Consider the following 19,162-nt stretch of genomic DNA (forward strand, 5'->3'; position numbering starts at 1 on the left):
TTTAGTATTTAGCTATAAAGTTAACGTTAAGTAAAAATAAAATTGCAATAATGCATCAGAAACAATTTTGAATGCTAAATTTCTATAAATTATATGTTGATATATTTGCTAATTTAGCAGTATTGGAAAATAAAATTATTGTGGTATAAAAATTGCGTATATACTTCTATAAAAATGTACAAATAATTAGGAGGTAATTCTTATGAATAATTTAGAAAAGTTTAACAGAATAATTTCTGATGCATTAAGTATAAAGAATATAGAGAAAGTAACGGATGAAATGGGACCAGATGAAATAGAGGATTGGGACTCTTTGGCTCATGTAGAGCTTGTAAACGGTATAGAAGAAGGATTTGGGATTAGCCTTGAAGTAGTTGACATATCGAAAATGTATACTATAGGTGATGTAAAAAAAATACTAAAAAAATATGGTGTTGAAATATGACCTTTACAGATTATGTTTTTCAAAAGTCCTTCAACTTAGAAAAAATAGCAGTAATATGTGATAAAGGAATAAAAATAAGCTATAGAGAAATATATAAGAGTATAAATTGTGTAACAAATCTATTAGTTGAAAAAAAATATAATAAGAAAGATAGTGTACTTATAGTATCTGATAACTGTCAATTTTTTATAACAATTTATTTTGGAATTATTAAAAATGGAAGTGTTTGCGTACCTATAAATCCTGTAATGTCTAATGAAGACATAAAATATATTATTGGGATATTAAAAATAAAGTTAGTTTTTGTACAGAAAAAGTATAGAGCTAAAATACAGAATATAATTAATGATGATGTTGAACTTTATACTGAGAAAGATTTAGAAGCTATTAAATTTGATAGAGTGTTAAATGTAAACAATAACATTGATATAAAGGAAGATACATCAGTAATTATGTTTACTTCAGGATCTACAGATAAGCCTAAGGGTGTAATGCTTACACATTACAACTTGATGTATAATACTGAATCTATAATAGACTACTTAAATTTAACAGAAAAAGATATTATAGAGGTTGTGCTTCCTTTTTATTATTGCTATGGAACTTCTTTGCTTAATACACATTTTAGATGTGGTGGTACTGTAGTAATAAATAATAAATTTATGTTTCCTCAAAGTGTGATAGAGCATATAAATCAGTATAAATGTACTGGTTTTGCAGGTGTTCCAAGTACTTATCAAATACTGCTCCGAATGACAAATCTTAAAGAATGTAAATTCCCTTCATTAAGATATATAACTCAGGCTGGAGGAAGGTTGCCAGAAGTTTTTATAAAAGAACTAAGTGATACACTTAAGAATGTGGATATCTACATTATGTATGGACAAACCGAAGCTACAGCAAGATTATCATATCTTCCACCTTCTAAAATTAAAAGCAAACTGGGGTCTATTGGTAAAGGGATTCCAGGAACAGAGATTAAGGTTTTAAATAAAAATGGTGAAGAAGTTAAATCTGGTGAAGTAGGAGAAGTAGTAGCTAAAGGTGGAAATATAATGAAAGGGTATTTTAATGACAGAGAAGAGACTAAAAAAGTTATAAAGGAAGGATTGCTTTACACAGGAGATTTAGCCACTGTTGATGAAGATGGATATGTATATATAGTATCAAGGGAAAAAAATATAATAAAAAGCGGCGGAAACAGAATAAGTCCTAAAGAAATCGAAAACTTAATAGTTCAGATACCAGAAGTAGTAGAATGTGCAGTTATAGGAGTAGAGGATGATGTTTTAGGAGAAGTAGTAAAGGCTTTTGTAGTATTAAAATCAAAAGAAATTAGTATGGATTTAAAATATATAGTTGATTATTGTAAAAATAAATTGCCAAAATGTAAGGTTCCTAAATATGTGGAATTTTTGGATGCACTGCCTAAAAACTCTTCTGGAAAAGTATTATTAAAAGCTTTAAAAGATAGGGAAAAAACAGGAGATGCAGTGTTATGATTAACAAAGATTTTATAGAGGATATTGTGTTAGCTAGCCAATTTAAAATACCTCAGAATGAAAAAGAAGAAAAGTTATTAAAAATTATAAAAGAACAATTAAAAAATTTTAATATAAACCCTAACTTAAGAGCTATGTATAGAAAGAGTGGAATAGATATTTCTAAAATTTCTAAATTAGAAGAAGTTCCATTTATACCTGTTAATATGTTTAAAGAGTTTGATCTTTCGATTTGTTCTAAGGAAGATGTAATAAGAATATTAAATTCTAGTGCCACAACAACTGGGAAGCCTAGTAAGATATATTTAGATAAAACTACATCTTTACATCAAACTCAAGGATTAATATCTACTTTGGTAAGTTTTTTAGGAACAAAAAGGAGACCTATGCTCATTATAGATGACAAGAATATAAATGGACAAAGTGGGGTTTTGACTGCTAGGGGTGCAGCCATAAGAGGTGTAAGCAGTTTTGCCAGTAAAATAACTTATGTAATGGAAAGGTATGAAGATAATTTAAAATTAAATATAGATAAGCTTAAAGAATTTGAAATCACTTATAAAGATGAAGAAATTTTAGTATATGGTTTTACTTATATAATATGGTCTAAATTTGTGAAGGTTTTAGAAGAAAAAGGAATTACTTTATCCTTACCAAACTTAAAGCTTTTACATAGTGGAGGTTGGAAAAAGCTTAATTCTGAAAAGGTTCAAAAAGAAGAATTTATGAGAAGAACAGCAAAAGTATTTGGTACTAGCATGGAAAATATAATAGATTTCTATGGAATGGTAGAACAAGTAGGAGTTGTTTTTATAGATTGTGAATATGGACATAAGCATGTTCCGGATTTTGCAGAGGTTATAATAAGAGATATTAATAGTTTAGAGGAAGTTAAACCTGGTGAACAGGGAATTATAGAAGTTATGAGCATTTTAGGATCAAGCTATCCGTCTCAAGCTATTCTAACGGAAGATATAGGAGAATTAGTTGGTATAGACAGTTGCAAGTGTGGAAGAAAAGGTAAATACTTTAAGTTCAAGTCTAGAGTAGAGAAAGCTGAAACTAGAGGATGTGGAGATACTTTTGCAGAAAGGGAAAATATTAAATGATAACTTGTTATTCATTAAATGGCAAAATATATAATGAAGGAATAAAATTTAATAACTTATATACTATATATTCTTCGCTAAAAAATAATTTGGGTTTATTAAGAGAGATACCAATAGAAGCTATTATTTTGCTTCTGGATGAATATAATAAACGAATATGTTTAAATAAAGATATTCTAAAAATAGAGGGAGCAGCATTTCTTTCTTTCTATTTTAAAAGAAAGAACATTGATAAATTGATAAGTGATAGCTTGGGAGACAAATGTTATTTAGATAAATTTATTGACAAGGGAAATGGTAAGTTTATTAAAGCGCAAGGACGAGGAATTGCTTGTCATTGGATAGCAGGAAATGTACCTACACTTATGTTTTATTCACTTTTTCAAGCAATAATAGCTAAAAACTCTAATATTGTAAGAGTTCCTAAAGCTAACATTGAGTTAGTGTTAAAACTCATGGAGCTTCTGAAAGATATAGAAATAGAATATAATTTTAAGAAATATTTTTCAAAAGATATATTGAAAAATATTTCTCTTGTATACTTTGACAGTAGTGATAAATTGTTAAATGAAAATATGTCCAGGGCAGCTGATGTAAGAATAATGTGGGGAGGAGAAGAAGCAGTAAAGTCTATTAGCAGTTTACAGAAAAAAACTACCTGCAAAGATATTGTTTTTGGACCTAAATATTCTTTTGCTGTTTTTGATAAAAGTGTAATAGAAAGCAAAGATTGCAGTAATTATATGGATAAGTTTGTAAGAGATGTGGCTGTTTTTGAACAAAAGGCATGTACATCGCCTCAAGTGCTGTTTATAGAAAGAAGTAAAATACCTTTAAATGAAACTATAAGAAAGTTATGCAGAAGTTTTGAAAAATTAGATAAGAGATATCCTAATATTTTAGATGAAAGTACTTCTGCAAAAATTATAAATAAAAGAGGACAATATAGTCTTAGTCTTAATAAGAATTTATATTGCAGCAAAGGTCTTAATTATACAATTTTAATAAATAGTGAGATAAAATTGGAAGAACCTTTAGGTGGAAGATGTTTGTTTGTAAAAGAAATAGAAAGTATATTTGATATAAAAAACCTAATTACAAATAGGATACAAACCATAGGTGTAGCTTGCGAAGATAAAAATAAAATGTTACAACTTGGAGAACTTGTAACACCTTTGGGAGTAGATAGAATTGTAGAGGTTGGATTGATGAATATATATGATTATCCATGGGATGGATATTTTGTAGTAAATGAACTTGTAAGATGGTGTGTAGTTAATACTAATTAGAAGGATTGTAATTCATAATGAACTATGCAAAATTAAAGTTTTAAACTTTAATTTATGTATGGTTCTTTTTAATTTTGTGATAAAAAATTTTGTTAATTTTAATAATTATGACATTTACGGGAAGGTTGTAGTATAATATCATTAATTATAGTTTTCTTAACGAAATGGAAGGTGGGTAATTCTATGGAAAACAGGGATTTATTAAATTTCAGTGAGTTGCTAAATGGTGATGAGGAAACTTTAAAGCTAAGAATAAAGAGTTTGTATAATATAATTGAATGCTCTTATGATGGTATATACATAACAGATGGACAAGCAAACACTATATTCTTAAACAGTGCCTATGAAAAAATTACAGGAATGAAAAAAGAAGAAATGCTATGGAACAATATGATGGACATTGAGAAAAACGGTTACATATCAAAATCAGCTACACTTATGGTATTAGACAGCAGGAAAGGTATAACAATTGAACAAAAATTTAAAACAGGAAAGAAAGTATTGGTTTCCAGTAACCCTATTTTTGATGAAGAAGCTAATATAGTTATGGTTGTTACTAATGTAAGAGACGTTACAGATTTATATGAATTAAAGGAACAATTAGAAAAAAAAGAAAACCTGGCACAAAAATATTATTCTCAAGTAGAAGCAATGAGAAGACAGCTTTTGAACTTTTCAGATATTGTTGCTGAAGATGAAAATATGTTGAAAATTTTAGCCATGTGTAAAAAGGTTGCAGGTGTGGACACTACAGTGCTTTTACTTGGAGAAACTGGTGTAGGAAAAGAGGAAATATCTAAATACATACATAAAAATAGTACCAGAAGTAATAAGGGTTTCATAAAGGTAAATTGTGGTGCCATACCTGAGAATCTTATAGAATCAGAGCTTTTTGGATATGAAAAAGGGGCTTTTACAGGTGCAAATAAAGAAGGAAAAATTGGTCTTTTTGAATTGGCTGATGGAGGTACTATTTTTTTAGATGAAGTAGGAGAATTACCATTAGATATGCAGGTAAAACTACTTAGAGTACTTCAAGAAGGTGAAATTAAGAGGGTAGGTGCAATAAGAACTATTAAAGTTGATGTGAGAGTTATTGCTGCTACTAATAGAAATTTAGAAGCTATGGTAAGTAAAAAAACTTTCAGAGATGATTTATACTATAGATTAAATGTTGTACCTATTACAATTATACCTCTTAGGGAAAGAAAAAATGATATTGAACCTTTGATAGTATATTTCCTTAATAAGTTTAATAAAAAGTACAATTTCAATAAAAGTATTACAGAAGGCGCTATGCAACAGTTGAAAAAATATAAATGGCCAGGAAATGTTAGAGAACTAAAAAATATAATAGAAAGAGTTGTAATTATGAGTTCTGATAACAAGATAATTAGAAGTGACTTGCCAATAAAGGACAATAGTGTAGGGTTTGATATTAGTGATAGAAATTACACTTTAAAGGAGGCAATTGAGAATTTAGAGATTAAATTTATGAAGGATGCTTTTGAAAAACATGGAAATGTTAGAGAAGCAGCTAAAGAATTAGGTATAGATCCATCTACTTTTGTAAGGAAAAGGATAAAATATAAGAAAAAATCAATGTTGCAAAAGTAAATTTCGATGCAATTTTACACATGCATTGAAAATAGCCATTTGTTAAATTATTGATGAGATAATGCAACAATTTTCTGATTTTATATTAATTTGATTGAAAATGTTTACGTTAATATTTTGTATGAAAAATACTATTTTAAAGGTGTAATTTATTAATTTTAATAAATTACACCTTTAATTTTAGGTATAAAAGCAGTGAAATAAAGAGATAAAACCTTAGTTTTCAACTTTTACTACATTATTTTTATGAAAATTATTTGTGCTTTGTGAAAAAGTTGGCATTATAATTGCTAAATATATAAGCAAGAAAATAAAAAATATATTTTAAAATATGAAAGGAATGATTTTAAATGGCTTTAATGACAGGAGAGCAATATGTAGAAAGTTTGAGAAAGCTAAAGTTACAAGTTTATTTATTAGGAGAAAAAATAGATAATCCAGTGGATAATCCAATACTTCGTCCATCACTTAATTCAGTAAAAATGACTTACGATTTAGCACAATTACCTGAGTATGAAGATTTAATGACTACAAAATCAAGTCTTACAGGAGAAAAAATAAACAGATTTACTCATTTACACCAAAGTGCAGAAGATCTAGTAAAGAAAGTTAAAATGCAAAGATTATGTGGACAAAAAACTGCAGCATGTTTCCAAAGATGTGTTGGTATGGATGCTTTTAATGCAACATTTAGTACTACTTATGAAATAGATAAGGAACATAATACAAAATATCATGAGAACTTTAAAAAGTTTTTACAGTATGTTCAAGAAAACGATTTAACTGTAGATGGAGCTATGACAGATCCAAAAGGAGATAGAGGTTTATCACCAAGCAAACAAGTTGATCCAGATTTATATTTAAGAGTTGTTGAAAGAAGACCAGATGGTATTGTAGTAAGAGGAGCAAAAGCACACCAAACAGGTATATGTAATTCTCATGAAGTTTTAGTAATGCCAACTATTGCAATGAGACCAGAAGATAAGGATTATGCAGTAGCATTTGCAGTACCAACAGACACAAAAGGAATAACAATGATAGTTGGTAGACAATCATGTGATACTAGAAAAATTGAAAAAGATACAGATATAGATGTAGGCAACAAAGAATTTGGAGGAGTAGAAGCTCTAACAGTATTTGATGATGTATTTGTACCAAATGATAGAATTTTCTTAAATGGTGAAACTGAATTTGCAGGAATGTTAGTTGAAAGATTTGCAGGATATCATAGACAAAGTTATGGTGGATGCAAAGTTGGAGTTGGTGATGTATTAATAGGAGCTGCTGCACTTGCTGCTGATTATAATGGAGCTGCAAAAGCATCACACATAAAGGACAAGTTAATAGAAATGATGCACTTGAATGAAACATTATATGCTTGTGGAATTGCATGTTCAGCTGAAGGATATCCAACAAAAGCAGGAAATTATCAAATAGATTTATTATTAGCTAATGTATGTAAGCAAAATGTAACAAGATTCCCATATGAAATAGTAAGATTGGCAGAAGATATAGCAGGTGGACTTATGGTTACTATGCCATCTGAAAAAGATTACCACAGTCCTGTTGTTGGAAAATATGTAGAAAAATATTTAGTAGGAGTGGCATCTGTACCGGTAGAAGACAGAATGAAGGTATTAAGATTACTTGAAAATCTATGTCTTGGTACAGCAGCAGTAGGTTATAGAACTGAATCAATGCATGGTGCAGGTTCACCACAAGCTCAAAGAATAATGATCTCAAGACAAGGAAATTTAGGTAAAAAGAAAGAATTAGCAAAAGCTATAGCTAGAATCAAATAAAAATTTGGGGTGTATTTATACACCCCCCTTAAAAATAAGGTGATGCAATTATGAATGAAAAAATATTAAAAGTAATTGATAAAAAAGTAAGACCGTATTTGAATGGACACAATGGAGATATTCAAGTTCTAGAAGTGAAAGATGGGATAGTTAAGGTTAGACTTTTAGGACAATGCAGTGGTTGTATTTCTGCAAAATACACTGTTCAGGATATAGTAGAAAGTTCATTAAGAGAAGAAATTCCTGAAATTAATAAGGTAGAACTTGTAGATAGTCTCAGTGAAGAAACTTTAGATATGGCAAGAAAAATATTAAGTAGGAAATGTTAAGTAAAAAAGTATGCAGGGTGATATAACTTGAATATAGGGGTTAAGTATTGTGGAGGATGCAATGCTAAATATAATAGGAAAGAATTTCTATGTTTATTAAAGAAAGATTTCAATTATGATTTTGAAATAGCTAAATTAGATAAAATTTATGATATGATTATAGTTTTATGTGGTTGTACAAGTTGCTGTGCCAATCATTATGAACTTAAATTTAAATTTGAAAAAATATTAGTCACATGCAAAGATGATTATTCCATGGTCAAAAATATTTTAAATAAATATTTAATTTAGATTTTAGATTCGGTAAACAATAGTTATTTCTATTGATATTGTATGTTTGCTGCAAAGGTGCATATATTGTTTGTCGAAGTTAAATTCAAATATATAGAGAGGATGATTTTCATGAGTTGGAAGGACGTATATAAAAGTAAGTTAGCTAGTGCTAAAGAAGCTGTTTCTAAAATAAAATCTAACAGCAGAGTAGTTGTAGGCCATGCTGTTGGAGAACCTTCTGAACTTATTGATGCATTAGTTGAAAATAAAGAAAATTATAAAAATGTAGAAATAGTTCATATGGTAGCAATGGGAAAGGGTGAGTATGCAAAAGAAGGAATGGAGAAATACTTCAAGCATAATTCAATATTTGTAGGTTCTAGTACTAGAGATGCTGTTAATTCAGGTAGAGCTGATTATACACCATGTTTCTTTTATGAAGTACCAAAATTATTTAAAGATCGATACATGCCTGTAGATGTTGCTTTAATTCAAGTAAGTAAGCCTGATGAACATGGATATTGCAGTTTTGGAGTATCTAATGATTATACTAAACCAGCAGCAGATTGTGCCAACATTGTAATTGCAGAGGTAAATGAAAATATGCCTAGGACTATGGGTGATTCATTTATACATGTGTCAGATATAGATTATATAGTTGAAACTTCACATCCAATAATAGAGTTGAATCCACCTAGGATAGGAGAAGTAGAAAAAGCTATAGGAAAATATTGTGCATCATTAGTTGAGGATGGATCTACATTACAGTTGGGTATAGGTGCTATTCCAGATGCAGTACTATTGTTTTTAAAGGATAAAAAAGATTTAGGAATACATTCAGAAATGATATCTGATGGTGTAGTTGAACTGGTAGAAGCAGGGGTAATTACTAACAAAAAGAAAACGCTTCATCCAGGAAAAATAGTTGTAACTTTCTTGATGGGTACAAAGAGGCTATATGATTTTATAAATGATAATCCTATGGTAGAAACTTATCCTGTAAGTTATGTAAATGATCCTACAGTTATAATGAAAAATTATAAGATGGTTTCAATAAATTCATGTGTTCAGGTAGATTTAATGGGACAAGTATGTTCAGAGAGCATAGGAATGAAGCAAATAAGTGGAGTAGGTGGACAAATTGATTTTATAAGGGGAGCTAGTATGGCTAAGGATGGAAAATCAATTATTGCTATACCATCAACAGCAGCTAAAGGAAAAGTATCTAGAATAGTTCCATTATTGGATGAAGGTGCAGCAGTTACTACTTCAAGAAATGACGTAGATTATATTATAACTGAATATGGTGTTGCAAGGCTTAAAGGAAAAACTTTAAAGCAGAGAGCTAAAGAACTAATAAATATTGCACATCCAGATTTCAGAGAGGGATTAATAAAAGAATATGAAACTAGATTTAAATGCAACTTTCAAAACTAATATTTTTAAAGGTTAAAAATAAGTTTTTTAATTCATATAAGTAAAGGTTAGTACTGACCATTACCTAGCCTTTACTTATGATAAATGATTTTATATGGACTTAAAAGATAAGGATTTTAGTCCACAAATAATATATTAGTTAGTTAGTATTTCTTTGTCAATATTGCTTTACAGACTGAAAACGTTTTAATAATAAATATTAATAGTTTTATATTATATAATTACTCAAAAAATAAATTAGTAAAGGAGAAATTTATATGGCCATGAAAAGAGAAGATGGAAAAGAACAACCATATACATCGGCAGGTCCTTTCAAAATACGTATACCAGGAATTCATTATAAATTTGAAATATCAGATTATATTCAAGGACTTTTAATGTGTGCAGTATGTCTTGCAGCAATTCCTATGCTTCAGCAGTATTTGGGAATGCCATTCAATGTTGCTTTGGCTATTGTTACTCTTAATGGAATATTGTATTGTGCTCATGTATTTTTAGGTGATCCTGTTGTACCAGGATGGGTTACACCAGCTATACCACTTTTGATGTTATATGTTAGTACTTATCCAATGGGACCACAAAGAGTTCAAGCTTTGATTGCATTTGAAATGAGTCTAGGTATATTAGCTGCTTTTTTAGGTATTACTGGACTTGGTAAAAAGGTAATTTTACTTGTTCCAAATGCTATGCAGGCTGGAATAATATTAGGAGCTGGATTAGCAGCAGTAAATACTGTATTTGGGAAAGGTGGAAAATTCGAAAATTATCCTTGGACTATTACCATATGTATAGGTTTGGGATTCTATCTGTTATTTTCAAACCAATTTAAGAGTATTAGAAACAAGAACAAACTACTTCAAACAATTTCTAATTTAGGTGTTTTACCTGTTATGATATTAGCAGTAATTATAGGACCTATTGTAGGTGAAACTATAGTTCCTACTATTAAATGGGGGCTTTCTCAACCAGCCTATGGTGAACTTTGGAGTAAATGGACATTTTGGAGTATAGGTTTTCCACCATTTAAGATGTTTGTAAATGCTATTCCTATGGTTTTCTCAGCATACATAATACTATTTGGTGAAATGATTCAAGCACAAGCATTATTAGAAGATGCAGCAAAAGTGCGTAAAGATGAAATTATAGATTATAACCCTAATAGGACTCACTTAATATTTGGATTACGTAATGTAATAATGTCAGTTATAGGACCTGATATAACAATGTGTGGACCACTTTGGGCAGCAATGCAGGTTGTTGTCTGCGATAGGTATAAACATGGTAGAAAAGCTATGGACTCTATAAATGGAGGAGCAGCTTCATTTAGATTTGGTACTTTAACTGGATACTTCCTTCTACCTATAGTTACACTTGTTACTCCTATACTTAATATAGCAATGGCTTTAACAATGTTGATACAAGGGTATGTTTCAGTTAGAATAGGCGTATTAAAGGCACGTACTATGAATGACCTTGGAATTGCAGGAATTATGGCAGCTGTAATTATAGCAAAAGGAGCAGCTTGGGGACTTGGAGTAGGCATAGTATTATGTGGATTAATATTACTTGGAAATAAAAAAGAATATGATGTTAGTGTTTTTAAAGAAGAAAGTGCTTAGTTTTATTTAGACATCCTATTTTTTTATAAATTGTACTAATTATATTTTATAACTATAACTATACTTATAACTACAATTAATGATTTCCATAGATTCTCATATAAAAATTTTCTTATTAATGTTATAAAATTAATTAGTACAACTATAATATACAGTACAATGTAAGCTTGGAGGTAAGAGTAATGGAAGTTATAATTACAGAAAAAGCTTTAAATTATTTAAAAAAGTTAAAAATAAGTGGTATTCTAATACAATTAATTCCAGGGCAAACTAATGCAGGATGAGGATGTGGTAATAGTAGGATATACTATACACCTTCAATAGTTTTAAAGTTTCCTCATGAAAAACTATCACCAAGTTCCTATATAGAAGTTGAAAATAAATTTAGTTTTAAAATATATGTACAGTCATCGAAATTAAGCCTTTTTAAAGAAAAAGAAATAATCATAGATTTAGATAGTTTTTTGTTTGTAAAAAGACTTGTATTAAAAAATTTAGATATTATATTTGTTTAATAAGGTTATATTTTTGTTAAGCCTTATTTTTTTATACTTGCTCGAAATTTATCTGATTCTATATCTACTTTTAAACTCAAATGACAATGAACAGTAACACCATTATTTAGCTTACAAGATCATCAGCATTATCATCAATACAAGATAAATAATGGTGTTATATATGACCTACAGTGTTAAAGTAAATAAAGTCTAATTGTATTAGTATAAGTTACTATATATTTGTATCATGTCTTCTCTTGAAATTGGAACGTAATTATTTACCAATAATCTTTGCTGACCTGCTATCACACTATCAGTGAAAGTTTCTATTTCTACTTTTTTCATTCCATATTCTCTTAATGGTTTTCTCGATAGTAATTTGTCTAAAATTTCTGATAAATTTTCATATACATTTGATATATTACAGCCTAGTATATCGGCTATAAGCTTATTTAGTTCTTTAATTTTTCCATTTGGGTCCTTCTTATTATATGTTTTAAATACCTCAATAAACATTTGATAATTTGCTTCACCATGAGGAATGTGGTAACTTCCGCCTAGTGGATAGGATAAAGCATGTACAGCACCTACACCTGCATTACCAAAAGCTATACCAGCATAATTGCTTCCTATAACAAAATCTTCAAGAATTTCAAGTCTATAGTTTTCGCCTTTCTTAATAATTGACATGTATCCTTTTAAAATCAATTCAATAGCTTTTACACTATATAATTCTGTATAAACATTAGCTTTTGGTGAAACGTAAGATTCTATAGCATGAATTAAGGCATCTATGGAACTTGCTATGAAAAATTTATAAGGGAGGCCTTTTACAAGTTCAGGAATTAAAACAGCATAATCTGCATATAATTCATCTACTGCAAGTCCCATTTTTGTATGTTTTTCTTTTATTTCAGCTATAGAAACATTTGTAACTTCAGAGCCTGTACCACAAGTTGTAGGAACAATTATAAGTTCTTTATCCTTGATTATAGGAACTTTTTTTTCAAATAAATCTAATGTAGTTTTTGCACTTTTTAAAGAAAGTAATTTACATATATCTATAACGGTTCCACCGCCTATAGCTATAATTCTCTTATAATTTTTTCCTTCCATAGTTTTCATGATAGCATTAATCATTTCATCAGAAGGTTCTCCCGAACCATACTTTTCTTGAAATATAACATCTGCTTTTAGATTAAAAGATCCCATGAATGGTGTATATATAAAGTCATTAGTTAATATAAAATCTCCCTGTCCTATTTTAAAATATTCTGCAAAATCTTTACAATTATTAAAATTGTGAATTTCCGGTTTTATTTTAAGCAATTTCATAGTATAACACTCCTTGTTTGTTTATATTTTAATTTTATTGATTATTATCAGCAAATTTCTTGCCAAAAAAATGTATTTAGTTTTAAGAAATGTAGTTTTTTTAAAATTCACTTTTGAATATATTTAGTATGCTTATTTAAGGTACATTATTAAGTGATAAGGGAATTAAAGTCTTAGATTATTAACTATTATTCACAAATAAAATTTATATTCATTTTTGAATACATTGTATTTTTTAATGGTGATAAACAAATTATGAAATTATTAATAAAATAAATAAGTTAATATTGGGAAGGAAAAATATTATTTATGTTGAATAATTTAACATAAATAATCATCCTTTATCTCTTGTTCATGATATTTTTTTAAATTTAAATAAGCTTCAGCAGCCGCGGCAAAATCATAAAATTACTTTTAAGAGAGACTTTTTTAATACAAGTGTTCTTTACATTTTATCCCCTGTAAAAGTGAAATTAACAAATAGGGGGTTTTAAGTTGAACGATTTAATAAAATCAATATCTATTCCAGCGATACTTTATAAGACTACAGAACAGCATATGATACCTAATGAAAAAGCATATGAAATATTAAAAAATAATATTTCTATTCAAAAAAATTTAGAAAATATGCTTAAATATGTTTCAAAAAAAGATTTTGAAGAATATTTGAAGGATATTTATATAATTGGAGAAAATGAAAATTTAATTTCTTTCTATTGTTTAAAATTTGATGATTCTTCTGAATATAAAATTATAATAATACAAGATATAAGTATGGCTCTAGTTGAAACTATAAAAAACAAAAGCAATAATGTGCTTTTAGAACCTATTAAAAATAATATAGACATTATTGCAACAGATGAAAAAGGTATTATTTTAAATATTAGTCGATTTTTTGAAAAATTTTACAATGTAAAGAGTGAAGAATTGTTAGGTAAAAGTGTTTTTGAATTGGAAAAGTCAGGTGTATTCTATCCTTCAGCTACTTGTAAAGTTTTAAAAACAGGGCAAAGGGTTACTATGCTTCAAAAAAACAGGCTAAATCGTGAAATTTTAGTAACTGCACTTCCGATTAAAGATAACACACAAAATATTTCTAGAGTTATCTGTTTTTCCTATGATATTACAGATTTGTATAAAATAAAAAAACAAATTGGAGCTTTAGAAAAAAACGCTGAAATATATATGAGAAATCTAAAATCTTTAGAAAGTAAGAAAATAAATTTTCCTAATGTAGTTGGAAAAAGCAAAGAGATGCAAAAAATATTTAAACTTATTACTAAGATAGCAGATTTTGATGTAAATGTTATTATCACTGGAGAATCTGGAGTTGGAAAGAGTTATTTTGCTAAGTTAATTCACAACATTAGTAGAAGAAATAAAGCACCTTTTGTTGAAGTGAATTGTGGTGCTATACCAGAAAATCTTTTAGAATCAGAATTATTTGGATATGAAGGTGGTTCGTTTACTGGAGCAAAAAAGGAAGGAAAATTGGGATTAATAGAATCGGCTCAAAACGGAACACTTTTTTTGGATGAAATTGCTGAAATGTCTTTAAACTTACAAGTAAAACTTCTTAAAGTAATTCAAGATAAAACCTTTAATAGGATTGGAGGAAGAAAAGCTATTAAAGTAAATTTTCGCCTCATTACAGCAACAAATAGAGATCTAAAAGATTTAATTAGACAGAGGAAATTTAGAGAAGATTTATTTTATAGATTAAATGTGGTAAGTATCCATATTCCAGCTCTTAGAAGAAGAAAAGAGGATATAATCGCTTTAATTTCGTACTTTATGGAAAAATTTAATAAAAAATACAATTTAAATAAAAAACTATCTCATTGTGCAATGAATAGTTTAATTAACTATGAGTGGATTGGAAACATAAGAGAATTAGAAAATATGATTGAAAGAACTTTATTGATTTCAGAAGGTGATCTTATTACTGAAGAATTTTTACCAGACAATATTAAAAATTCACATAAAGAAATGAATGGTCAACAAAAAAATACACTTCAAGAAGATCTTGATAACTATGAAAAAGATATTATAGTAAAAGCTTTTGAAAAGTACAAGACTACTGTGGGAGTTGCAAAAGCTTTAGGAATAAGTCAGGCTACAGCAGTAAGAAAAATAAAAAAATATGTACGTAAATATTCATAAATGAATATCAAGAGTTATAAGTGAATAATTACTGTAACATGTATGATAATTAACTATAAGCAGAAAAATTATTCAAAATTGAATTATATTATTGAACTATATTTATGACAATTATTAAAATAGCACTGTTGCATTAAGAAATTTATTCTTAGTGTAACAGCCTATTTATTTTTTGGCATAAGTTTTGCTAATATAGATTTCCGAATGCATTCAAAATATATTATTTGAAATTTAACAAAAAATTATGCTGCATGTATTTGCAAAATAAATATACATTGGCGGATATAGTAACTTTGAATTTATTTATCTCATATTAACTTTCCTTTGGATTATAAAAGTATATGGAGATTTAAGGAGGATTTAGAAAATGACATTAGGAAATGAATTACCTAAAATTATCACTAAAACGGTTCCAGGACCTAAAGGACAAGATATCATAGATAGAAGAGCAGTGGCATGTGCAAAAGCAATTGGCTGCAGTTATCCAGCTGTTATGGCTAAAGCAGAAGGTGCAATGTTTGAAGATCCAGATGGAAACGTATTCCTTGATTGGGTTGGTGGTGTAGGTGTAACTAACCTTGGATACAGTAATCCTGAAGTTGTTAAGGTTATACAAGATCAGGCAGGAAAATTTTGTCATGCAATGTTCAATATATATTCTCATGAAGGATATGTTAAGCTTGCAGAAAAATTAAATAAAATTGTTCCAGTAAAAGGCGATGTTAGAAACACTATGTTTGTTTGTAGTGGATCAGAAGCTAATGAAAATGCCGTAAAGATTGCTAAAGCTTATACAGGAAGACCAAACATAATTGTTTTTTCAGGTGCTTTTCATGGAAGAACAAACTTCACAATGGCTATGACAGCTAAAAAAGGTTATGCTATTGGCCAAGGGCCTTTCCCAGATGGTGTATATAGATGTGAATTCCCATATTTATATAGAGCTCCAAAAGGAATGACAGAATCAGAAGCTATCGAATACTATATAGCTAAATTAGAAAACATGTTTATGGAAGCAACTCCAGCTGAATATTGTGCTGCTATAGTTTTTGAGCCAGTACAAGGCGAAGGCGGATTCGTTCCAGCTCCTATCGAATATGTTAAAGCAGTTAGAAAGATATGTGACAAATATGGCATATTACTTGTAGCTGATGAAGTTCAAAGTGGTTTTGCTAGATCAGGAAGAATGTTTACTACAGAATATTGGGCAGAAGTAGGATGTCCAGCAGATATCGTAACAATGGCTAAATCAATAGCACAAGGTATTCCAATGAGTGCTGTTACTGCTAGAAAAGAAATATTTGATAAAGTACCAGCAGGTACAATAGGTGGTACTTATGGAGGAAATGCACTTGGTTGTGCAGCAGCATTAAAAGTTATTGAAATCATGGAAAGAGAAGATTTTCCGGCAAAAGCACGTCATATTGGTGCTAAAATAGCTGAAAGATACAACCAATGGAAAGAAAAATATGATGTCGTTGGTGATGTAAGAGGTATTGGCTCAATGATTGGTATCGAATTCGTAACTGACAAGGCATCTAAGACTGCAAATTCAGCAATAGTTAAAGCAATAATCCATGACGCAGCTCAAATGGGTTTGGTAATGGAAAATGCAGGTAATAAAGGCAATGTTATCAGATTATTAGCTCCACTTTGCATGACTGATGAGCAAACTGAAGCAGGTCTTGAAATATTTGAAAAAGCTATTGTAAAGAATTTGAATGTAAAATAATAAGTTAATTTTATATATTAATTTTAATATTAGAACCTACATTCAGCAGGTTATTTCAGAAAGTAAGGAAGAATATTAAATGAATCTTAACTTTAAGTAAATGCATTACATAGTTAAGGTAAAATAAATATTTACAAGCTGAGTGTAGGTTAAAATTATGCAAAGTATCAAAGGTCATTTAGTACGATCGAAATATTCTTAATGTTTAAAATATTCCACTAAACTTATAAAAAAATTTGAAAGGAGTAATTTAAATGACTGAAATAAATGTGAATACAAATTCTGAATCTCATTTAAAACGTGTATTACCCCTTAGTTCCTTAATTTTTTACGGACTAGCATTTATGATACCTTTAACAATTTTTACAACTTATGGTCTTGCTTCAGTGGCTACCCATGGAATGATTCCATTAACATATACAGTTGCAACTATAGCAATGGGATTTACAGCATTTAGTTATTCAAGAATGGTTAAATCATTTCCAGTAGCAGGAGCAGCTTATTCTTATGTAACTAAATCCATGAATCCTTTTATTGGCTTTTTTACAGGTTGGGTAATTTTACTTGGATATATTATGTTGCCATTGTTAAATTATGTTGTAATGGGAATTTATTTTAATGCATTAATACCGGCAATTCCATCAAATGTATTTATTGTAGTAGCTGTAATAGCTATTGCATTAGTTAATCATTTCGGTATTAAACTTGCATCAATTGTAAATAACATCATAGTTTGGTTACAATTTATATTTTTAATTGTATTATTAGTATTTATATTTAAGTATGTTACAGGTGGCGGTGGAGCTGGCACATTAGTTTATAGTACTGCATATTTTAATGCAGTGGAATTTTATAAACCAGGAGTTGGTATATCAGCTATATTAACAGGTGCATCAATTTTGGCACTTTCGTATCTTTGATTTGATGCTATTTCCACATTGAGTGAAGAGGCAATTAATCCTGAAAAAAATGTTGGAAAAGCTATATTAATTGCTTGTATTGGAGCAGGAATAGGATTTGTGGTTATAACTTATTTCTTGACACTTTGTTGGCCACAGGCATTTGCTGAAATATCTAACCCTGATTCAGCATCAGTTGAAGTATTAAAGAGAATTTGTAATGAACCATGGTTACAGATTTTTTTTACGGCTTGCTTTGGTGCAGGGCTTTTAGCATCATCATTAGCAGGAGTTACTTCTGCTTCAAGAGTACTTTATGGAATGGGAAGAGATAGGATCCTACCTTATTCAATATTTGCAAAATTGCATGAAAAATATAAGACTCCAACTTACAGTATTATAATTATTAGTGTAATTGGTCTGTTAGCAACAGTTGTTCCATTAGCAACAGCTAATGGTATATTAAATTTTGGTGCATTACTAGCTTTTGTAATGGTTAATTTATCAGTTATTGCTTGGTATTTTGTTAAACAGAAAAAGAGAAGTGGATTAGATATTATAAAATATTTAATTATGCCGATTATTGGAGCAGTTATAAATCTTGCAATTTGGTCAAAGGTTGATTTTAAAGCAATGATGTTTGGTTTACTTTGGTTAATACTTGGATTAATTTATCTATGTTATAAGACTAAATTTTTTAGGGAACTGCCACCAGAAATAGGCGTATGATTAATTTAAAACGGATGAAGTTATAACTTCATCCGTTTTAAATTAATTATTATGCAATTTTATTTATCTAGCTATCATCATAGCTAAGATTGCTGCAAGAATTTAATTAAGATATTTTTTTAATTTGAAAAACTACTGGTTCACAATAATCAGGGCACTGAACTATTAATTTTTCACCAAAACCCATTTTGTCAGATGTTACTCCTTTTCGCATAGCAAAAACAAAGGGAAAAAATGATTGCATTGCCATAACACATACATTTGAAGTATTATTCATATCTATTAGTGCGTCTTTTATATATATTTTATCACCTGCTTTGTAATGACTACATTTAGATTTTATAACTTCTATAACTATATTTTCCATAGTACTCACCTCTTTCAC

General features: G+C 29.0%; 14 protein-coding genes and 1 pseudogene. 13 read left to right on the forward strand and 2 right to left on the reverse strand.

Annotated features, from left to right (window positions below):
* Nucleotides 1-202: 202 nt before the first annotated feature.
* The 10 genes from Q6H37_RS02770 to Q6H37_RS02815 all read left to right on the forward strand — a co-directional run bounded on the left by Q6H37_RS02770 (nt 203) and on the right by Q6H37_RS02815 (nt 11,422).
* Nucleotides 203-445 carry an acyl carrier protein gene (locus Q6H37_RS02770; protein WP_318739059.1) on the forward strand — a complete coding sequence of 81 codons (243 nt, stop codon included), beginning with the start codon at nt 203-205 and terminating at the stop codon, nt 443-445.
* Entirely contained in the window at nt 442-1,947 is a 1,506-nt protein-coding gene (locus Q6H37_RS02775) for an AMP-binding protein (RefSeq protein WP_318739060.1), read from the forward strand. The genes Q6H37_RS02770 and Q6H37_RS02775 overlap by 4 nt, the downstream gene beginning before the upstream one ends.
* Nucleotides 1,944-3,056, forward strand: coding sequence for an acyl-protein synthetase (locus Q6H37_RS02780; protein ID WP_318739061.1), 1,113 nt, complete (start codon nt 1,944-1,946; stop codon nt 3,054-3,056). Before Q6H37_RS02775 ends, Q6H37_RS02780 begins: the two co-directional genes overlap by 4 nt.
* Nucleotides 3,053-4,345, forward strand: a complete 1,293-nt coding sequence (locus Q6H37_RS02785; protein WP_318739062.1) for an acyl-CoA reductase — start codon at nt 3,053-3,055, stop codon at nt 4,343-4,345. The genes Q6H37_RS02780 and Q6H37_RS02785 overlap by 4 nt, the downstream gene beginning before the upstream one ends.
* A 183-nt stretch (nt 4,346-4,528) precedes the next feature.
* Entirely contained in the window at nt 4,529-5,962 is a 1,434-nt protein-coding gene (locus Q6H37_RS02790; protein ID WP_318739063.1) for a sigma-54 interaction domain-containing protein, read from the forward strand.
* Nucleotides 5,963-6,312: 350 nt separating this feature from the next.
* On the forward strand, nt 6,313-7,764 hold the full coding sequence (locus tag Q6H37_RS02795) for a 4-hydroxyphenylacetate 3-hydroxylase family protein (protein WP_318739064.1): 1,452 nt from the start codon (nt 6,313-6,315) through the stop codon (nt 7,762-7,764).
* A gap of 50 nt (nt 7,765-7,814) precedes the next feature.
* Nucleotides 7,815-8,093 (forward strand): NifU family protein, encoded by a 279-nt coding sequence (locus tag Q6H37_RS02800; RefSeq protein WP_318739065.1) that lies wholly within the window; start codon nt 7,815-7,817, stop codon nt 8,091-8,093.
* 27 nt (nt 8,094-8,120) lie between these two features.
* Nucleotides 8,121-8,384: a hypothetical protein gene (locus Q6H37_RS02805; RefSeq protein ID WP_318739066.1), complete on the forward strand. Its 264-nt coding sequence runs from the start codon at nt 8,121-8,123 to the stop codon at nt 8,382-8,384.
* A gap of 111 nt (nt 8,385-8,495) precedes the next feature.
* Nucleotides 8,496-9,803 carry an acetyl-CoA hydrolase/transferase family protein gene (locus Q6H37_RS02810; RefSeq protein ID WP_318739067.1) on the forward strand — a complete coding sequence of 436 codons (1,308 nt, stop codon included), beginning with the start codon at nt 8,496-8,498 and terminating at the stop codon, nt 9,801-9,803.
* 257 nt (nt 9,804-10,060) lie between these two features.
* The gene (locus tag Q6H37_RS02815) at nt 10,061-11,422 is read left to right on the forward strand and encodes a hypothetical protein (protein ID WP_318739068.1); all 1,362 of its coding nucleotides are present in this window, start codon (nt 10,061-10,063) and stop codon (nt 11,420-11,422) included.
* A 716-nt stretch (nt 11,423-12,138) separates the two neighbouring features.
* Here Q6H37_RS02815 and Q6H37_RS02820 read toward each other — a convergent pair.
* Nucleotides 12,139-13,254, reverse strand: coding sequence for a 4-hydroxybutyrate dehydrogenase (locus Q6H37_RS02820; protein ID WP_318739069.1), 1,116 nt, complete (start codon nt 13,252-13,254; stop codon nt 12,139-12,141).
* A 495-nt stretch (nt 13,255-13,749) separates the two neighbouring features.
* Between Q6H37_RS02820 and Q6H37_RS02825 the strand changes: the two genes are divergently transcribed.
* The 3 genes and pseudogenes from Q6H37_RS02825 to Q6H37_RS02835 all read left to right on the forward strand — a co-directional run bounded on the left by Q6H37_RS02825 (nt 13,750) and on the right by Q6H37_RS02835 (nt 18,777).
* Nucleotides 13,750-15,417 carry a sigma-54 interaction domain-containing protein gene (locus Q6H37_RS02825; protein WP_318739070.1) on the forward strand — a complete coding sequence of 556 codons (1,668 nt, stop codon included), beginning with the start codon at nt 13,750-13,752 and terminating at the stop codon, nt 15,415-15,417.
* A gap of 367 nt (nt 15,418-15,784) precedes the next feature.
* A complete protein-coding gene (locus Q6H37_RS02830) occupies nt 15,785-17,149 on the forward strand; it encodes an aspartate aminotransferase family protein (protein ID WP_318739071.1) in 1,365 nt (454 codons plus the stop codon).
* Nucleotides 17,150-17,403: 254 nt separating this feature from the next.
* A pseudogene (locus Q6H37_RS02835) lies at nt 17,404-18,777 on the forward strand (APC family permease).
* 106 nt (nt 18,778-18,883) lie between these two features.
* On the opposite strand, the gene Q6H37_RS02840 reads toward Q6H37_RS02835, so the two are convergent.
* Nucleotides 18,884-19,144: a TIGR04076 family protein gene (locus Q6H37_RS02840; RefSeq protein WP_318739072.1), complete on the reverse strand. Its 261-nt coding sequence runs from the start codon at nt 19,142-19,144 to the stop codon at nt 18,884-18,886.
* Nucleotides 19,145-19,162 lie beyond the last annotated feature (18 nt).

Origin of the sequence: Clostridium sp. JS66 (genome assembly GCF_033561535.1) — a bacterium.
Classification (GTDB): Bacteria; Bacillota; Clostridia; order Clostridiales; family Clostridiaceae; genus Clostridium_AM; species Clostridium_AM carboxidivorans.

Excerpts from the sequence above, each read along its gene's own strand:
- Q6H37_RS02770 (WP_318739059.1), top strand. The coding sequence starts at position 203 with ATGAATAATTTAGAAAAGTTTAACAGAATAATTTCTGATGCATTAAGT.
- Q6H37_RS02775 (WP_318739060.1), top strand. The coding sequence starts at position 442 with ATGACCTTTACAGATTATGTTTTTCAAAAGTCCTTCAACTTAGAAAAA.
- Q6H37_RS02780 (WP_318739061.1), top strand. The coding sequence starts at position 1,944 with ATGATTAACAAAGATTTTATAGAGGATATTGTGTTAGCTAGCCAATTT.
- Q6H37_RS02785 (WP_318739062.1), top strand. The coding sequence starts at position 3,053 with ATGATAACTTGTTATTCATTAAATGGCAAAATATATAATGAAGGAATA.
- Q6H37_RS02790 (WP_318739063.1), top strand. The coding sequence starts at position 4,529 with ATGGAAAACAGGGATTTATTAAATTTCAGTGAGTTGCTAAATGGTGAT.
- Q6H37_RS02795 (WP_318739064.1), top strand. The coding sequence starts at position 6,313 with ATGGCTTTAATGACAGGAGAGCAATATGTAGAAAGTTTGAGAAAGCTA.
- Q6H37_RS02800 (WP_318739065.1), top strand. The coding sequence starts at position 7,815 with ATGAATGAAAAAATATTAAAAGTAATTGATAAAAAAGTAAGACCGTAT.
- Q6H37_RS02810 (WP_318739067.1), top strand. The coding sequence starts at position 8,496 with ATGAGTTGGAAGGACGTATATAAAAGTAAGTTAGCTAGTGCTAAAGAA.
- Q6H37_RS02815 (WP_318739068.1), top strand. The coding sequence starts at position 10,061 with ATGGCCATGAAAAGAGAAGATGGAAAAGAACAACCATATACATCGGCA.
- Q6H37_RS02820 (WP_318739069.1), bottom strand. The coding sequence starts at position 13,254 with ATGAAATTGCTTAAAATAAAACCGGAAATTCACAATTTTAATAATTGT.
- Q6H37_RS02830 (WP_318739071.1), top strand. The coding sequence starts at position 15,785 with ATGACATTAGGAAATGAATTACCTAAAATTATCACTAAAACGGTTCCA.
- Q6H37_RS02840 (WP_318739072.1), bottom strand. The coding sequence starts at position 19,144 with ATGGAAAATATAGTTATAGAAGTTATAAAATCTAAATGTAGTCATTAC.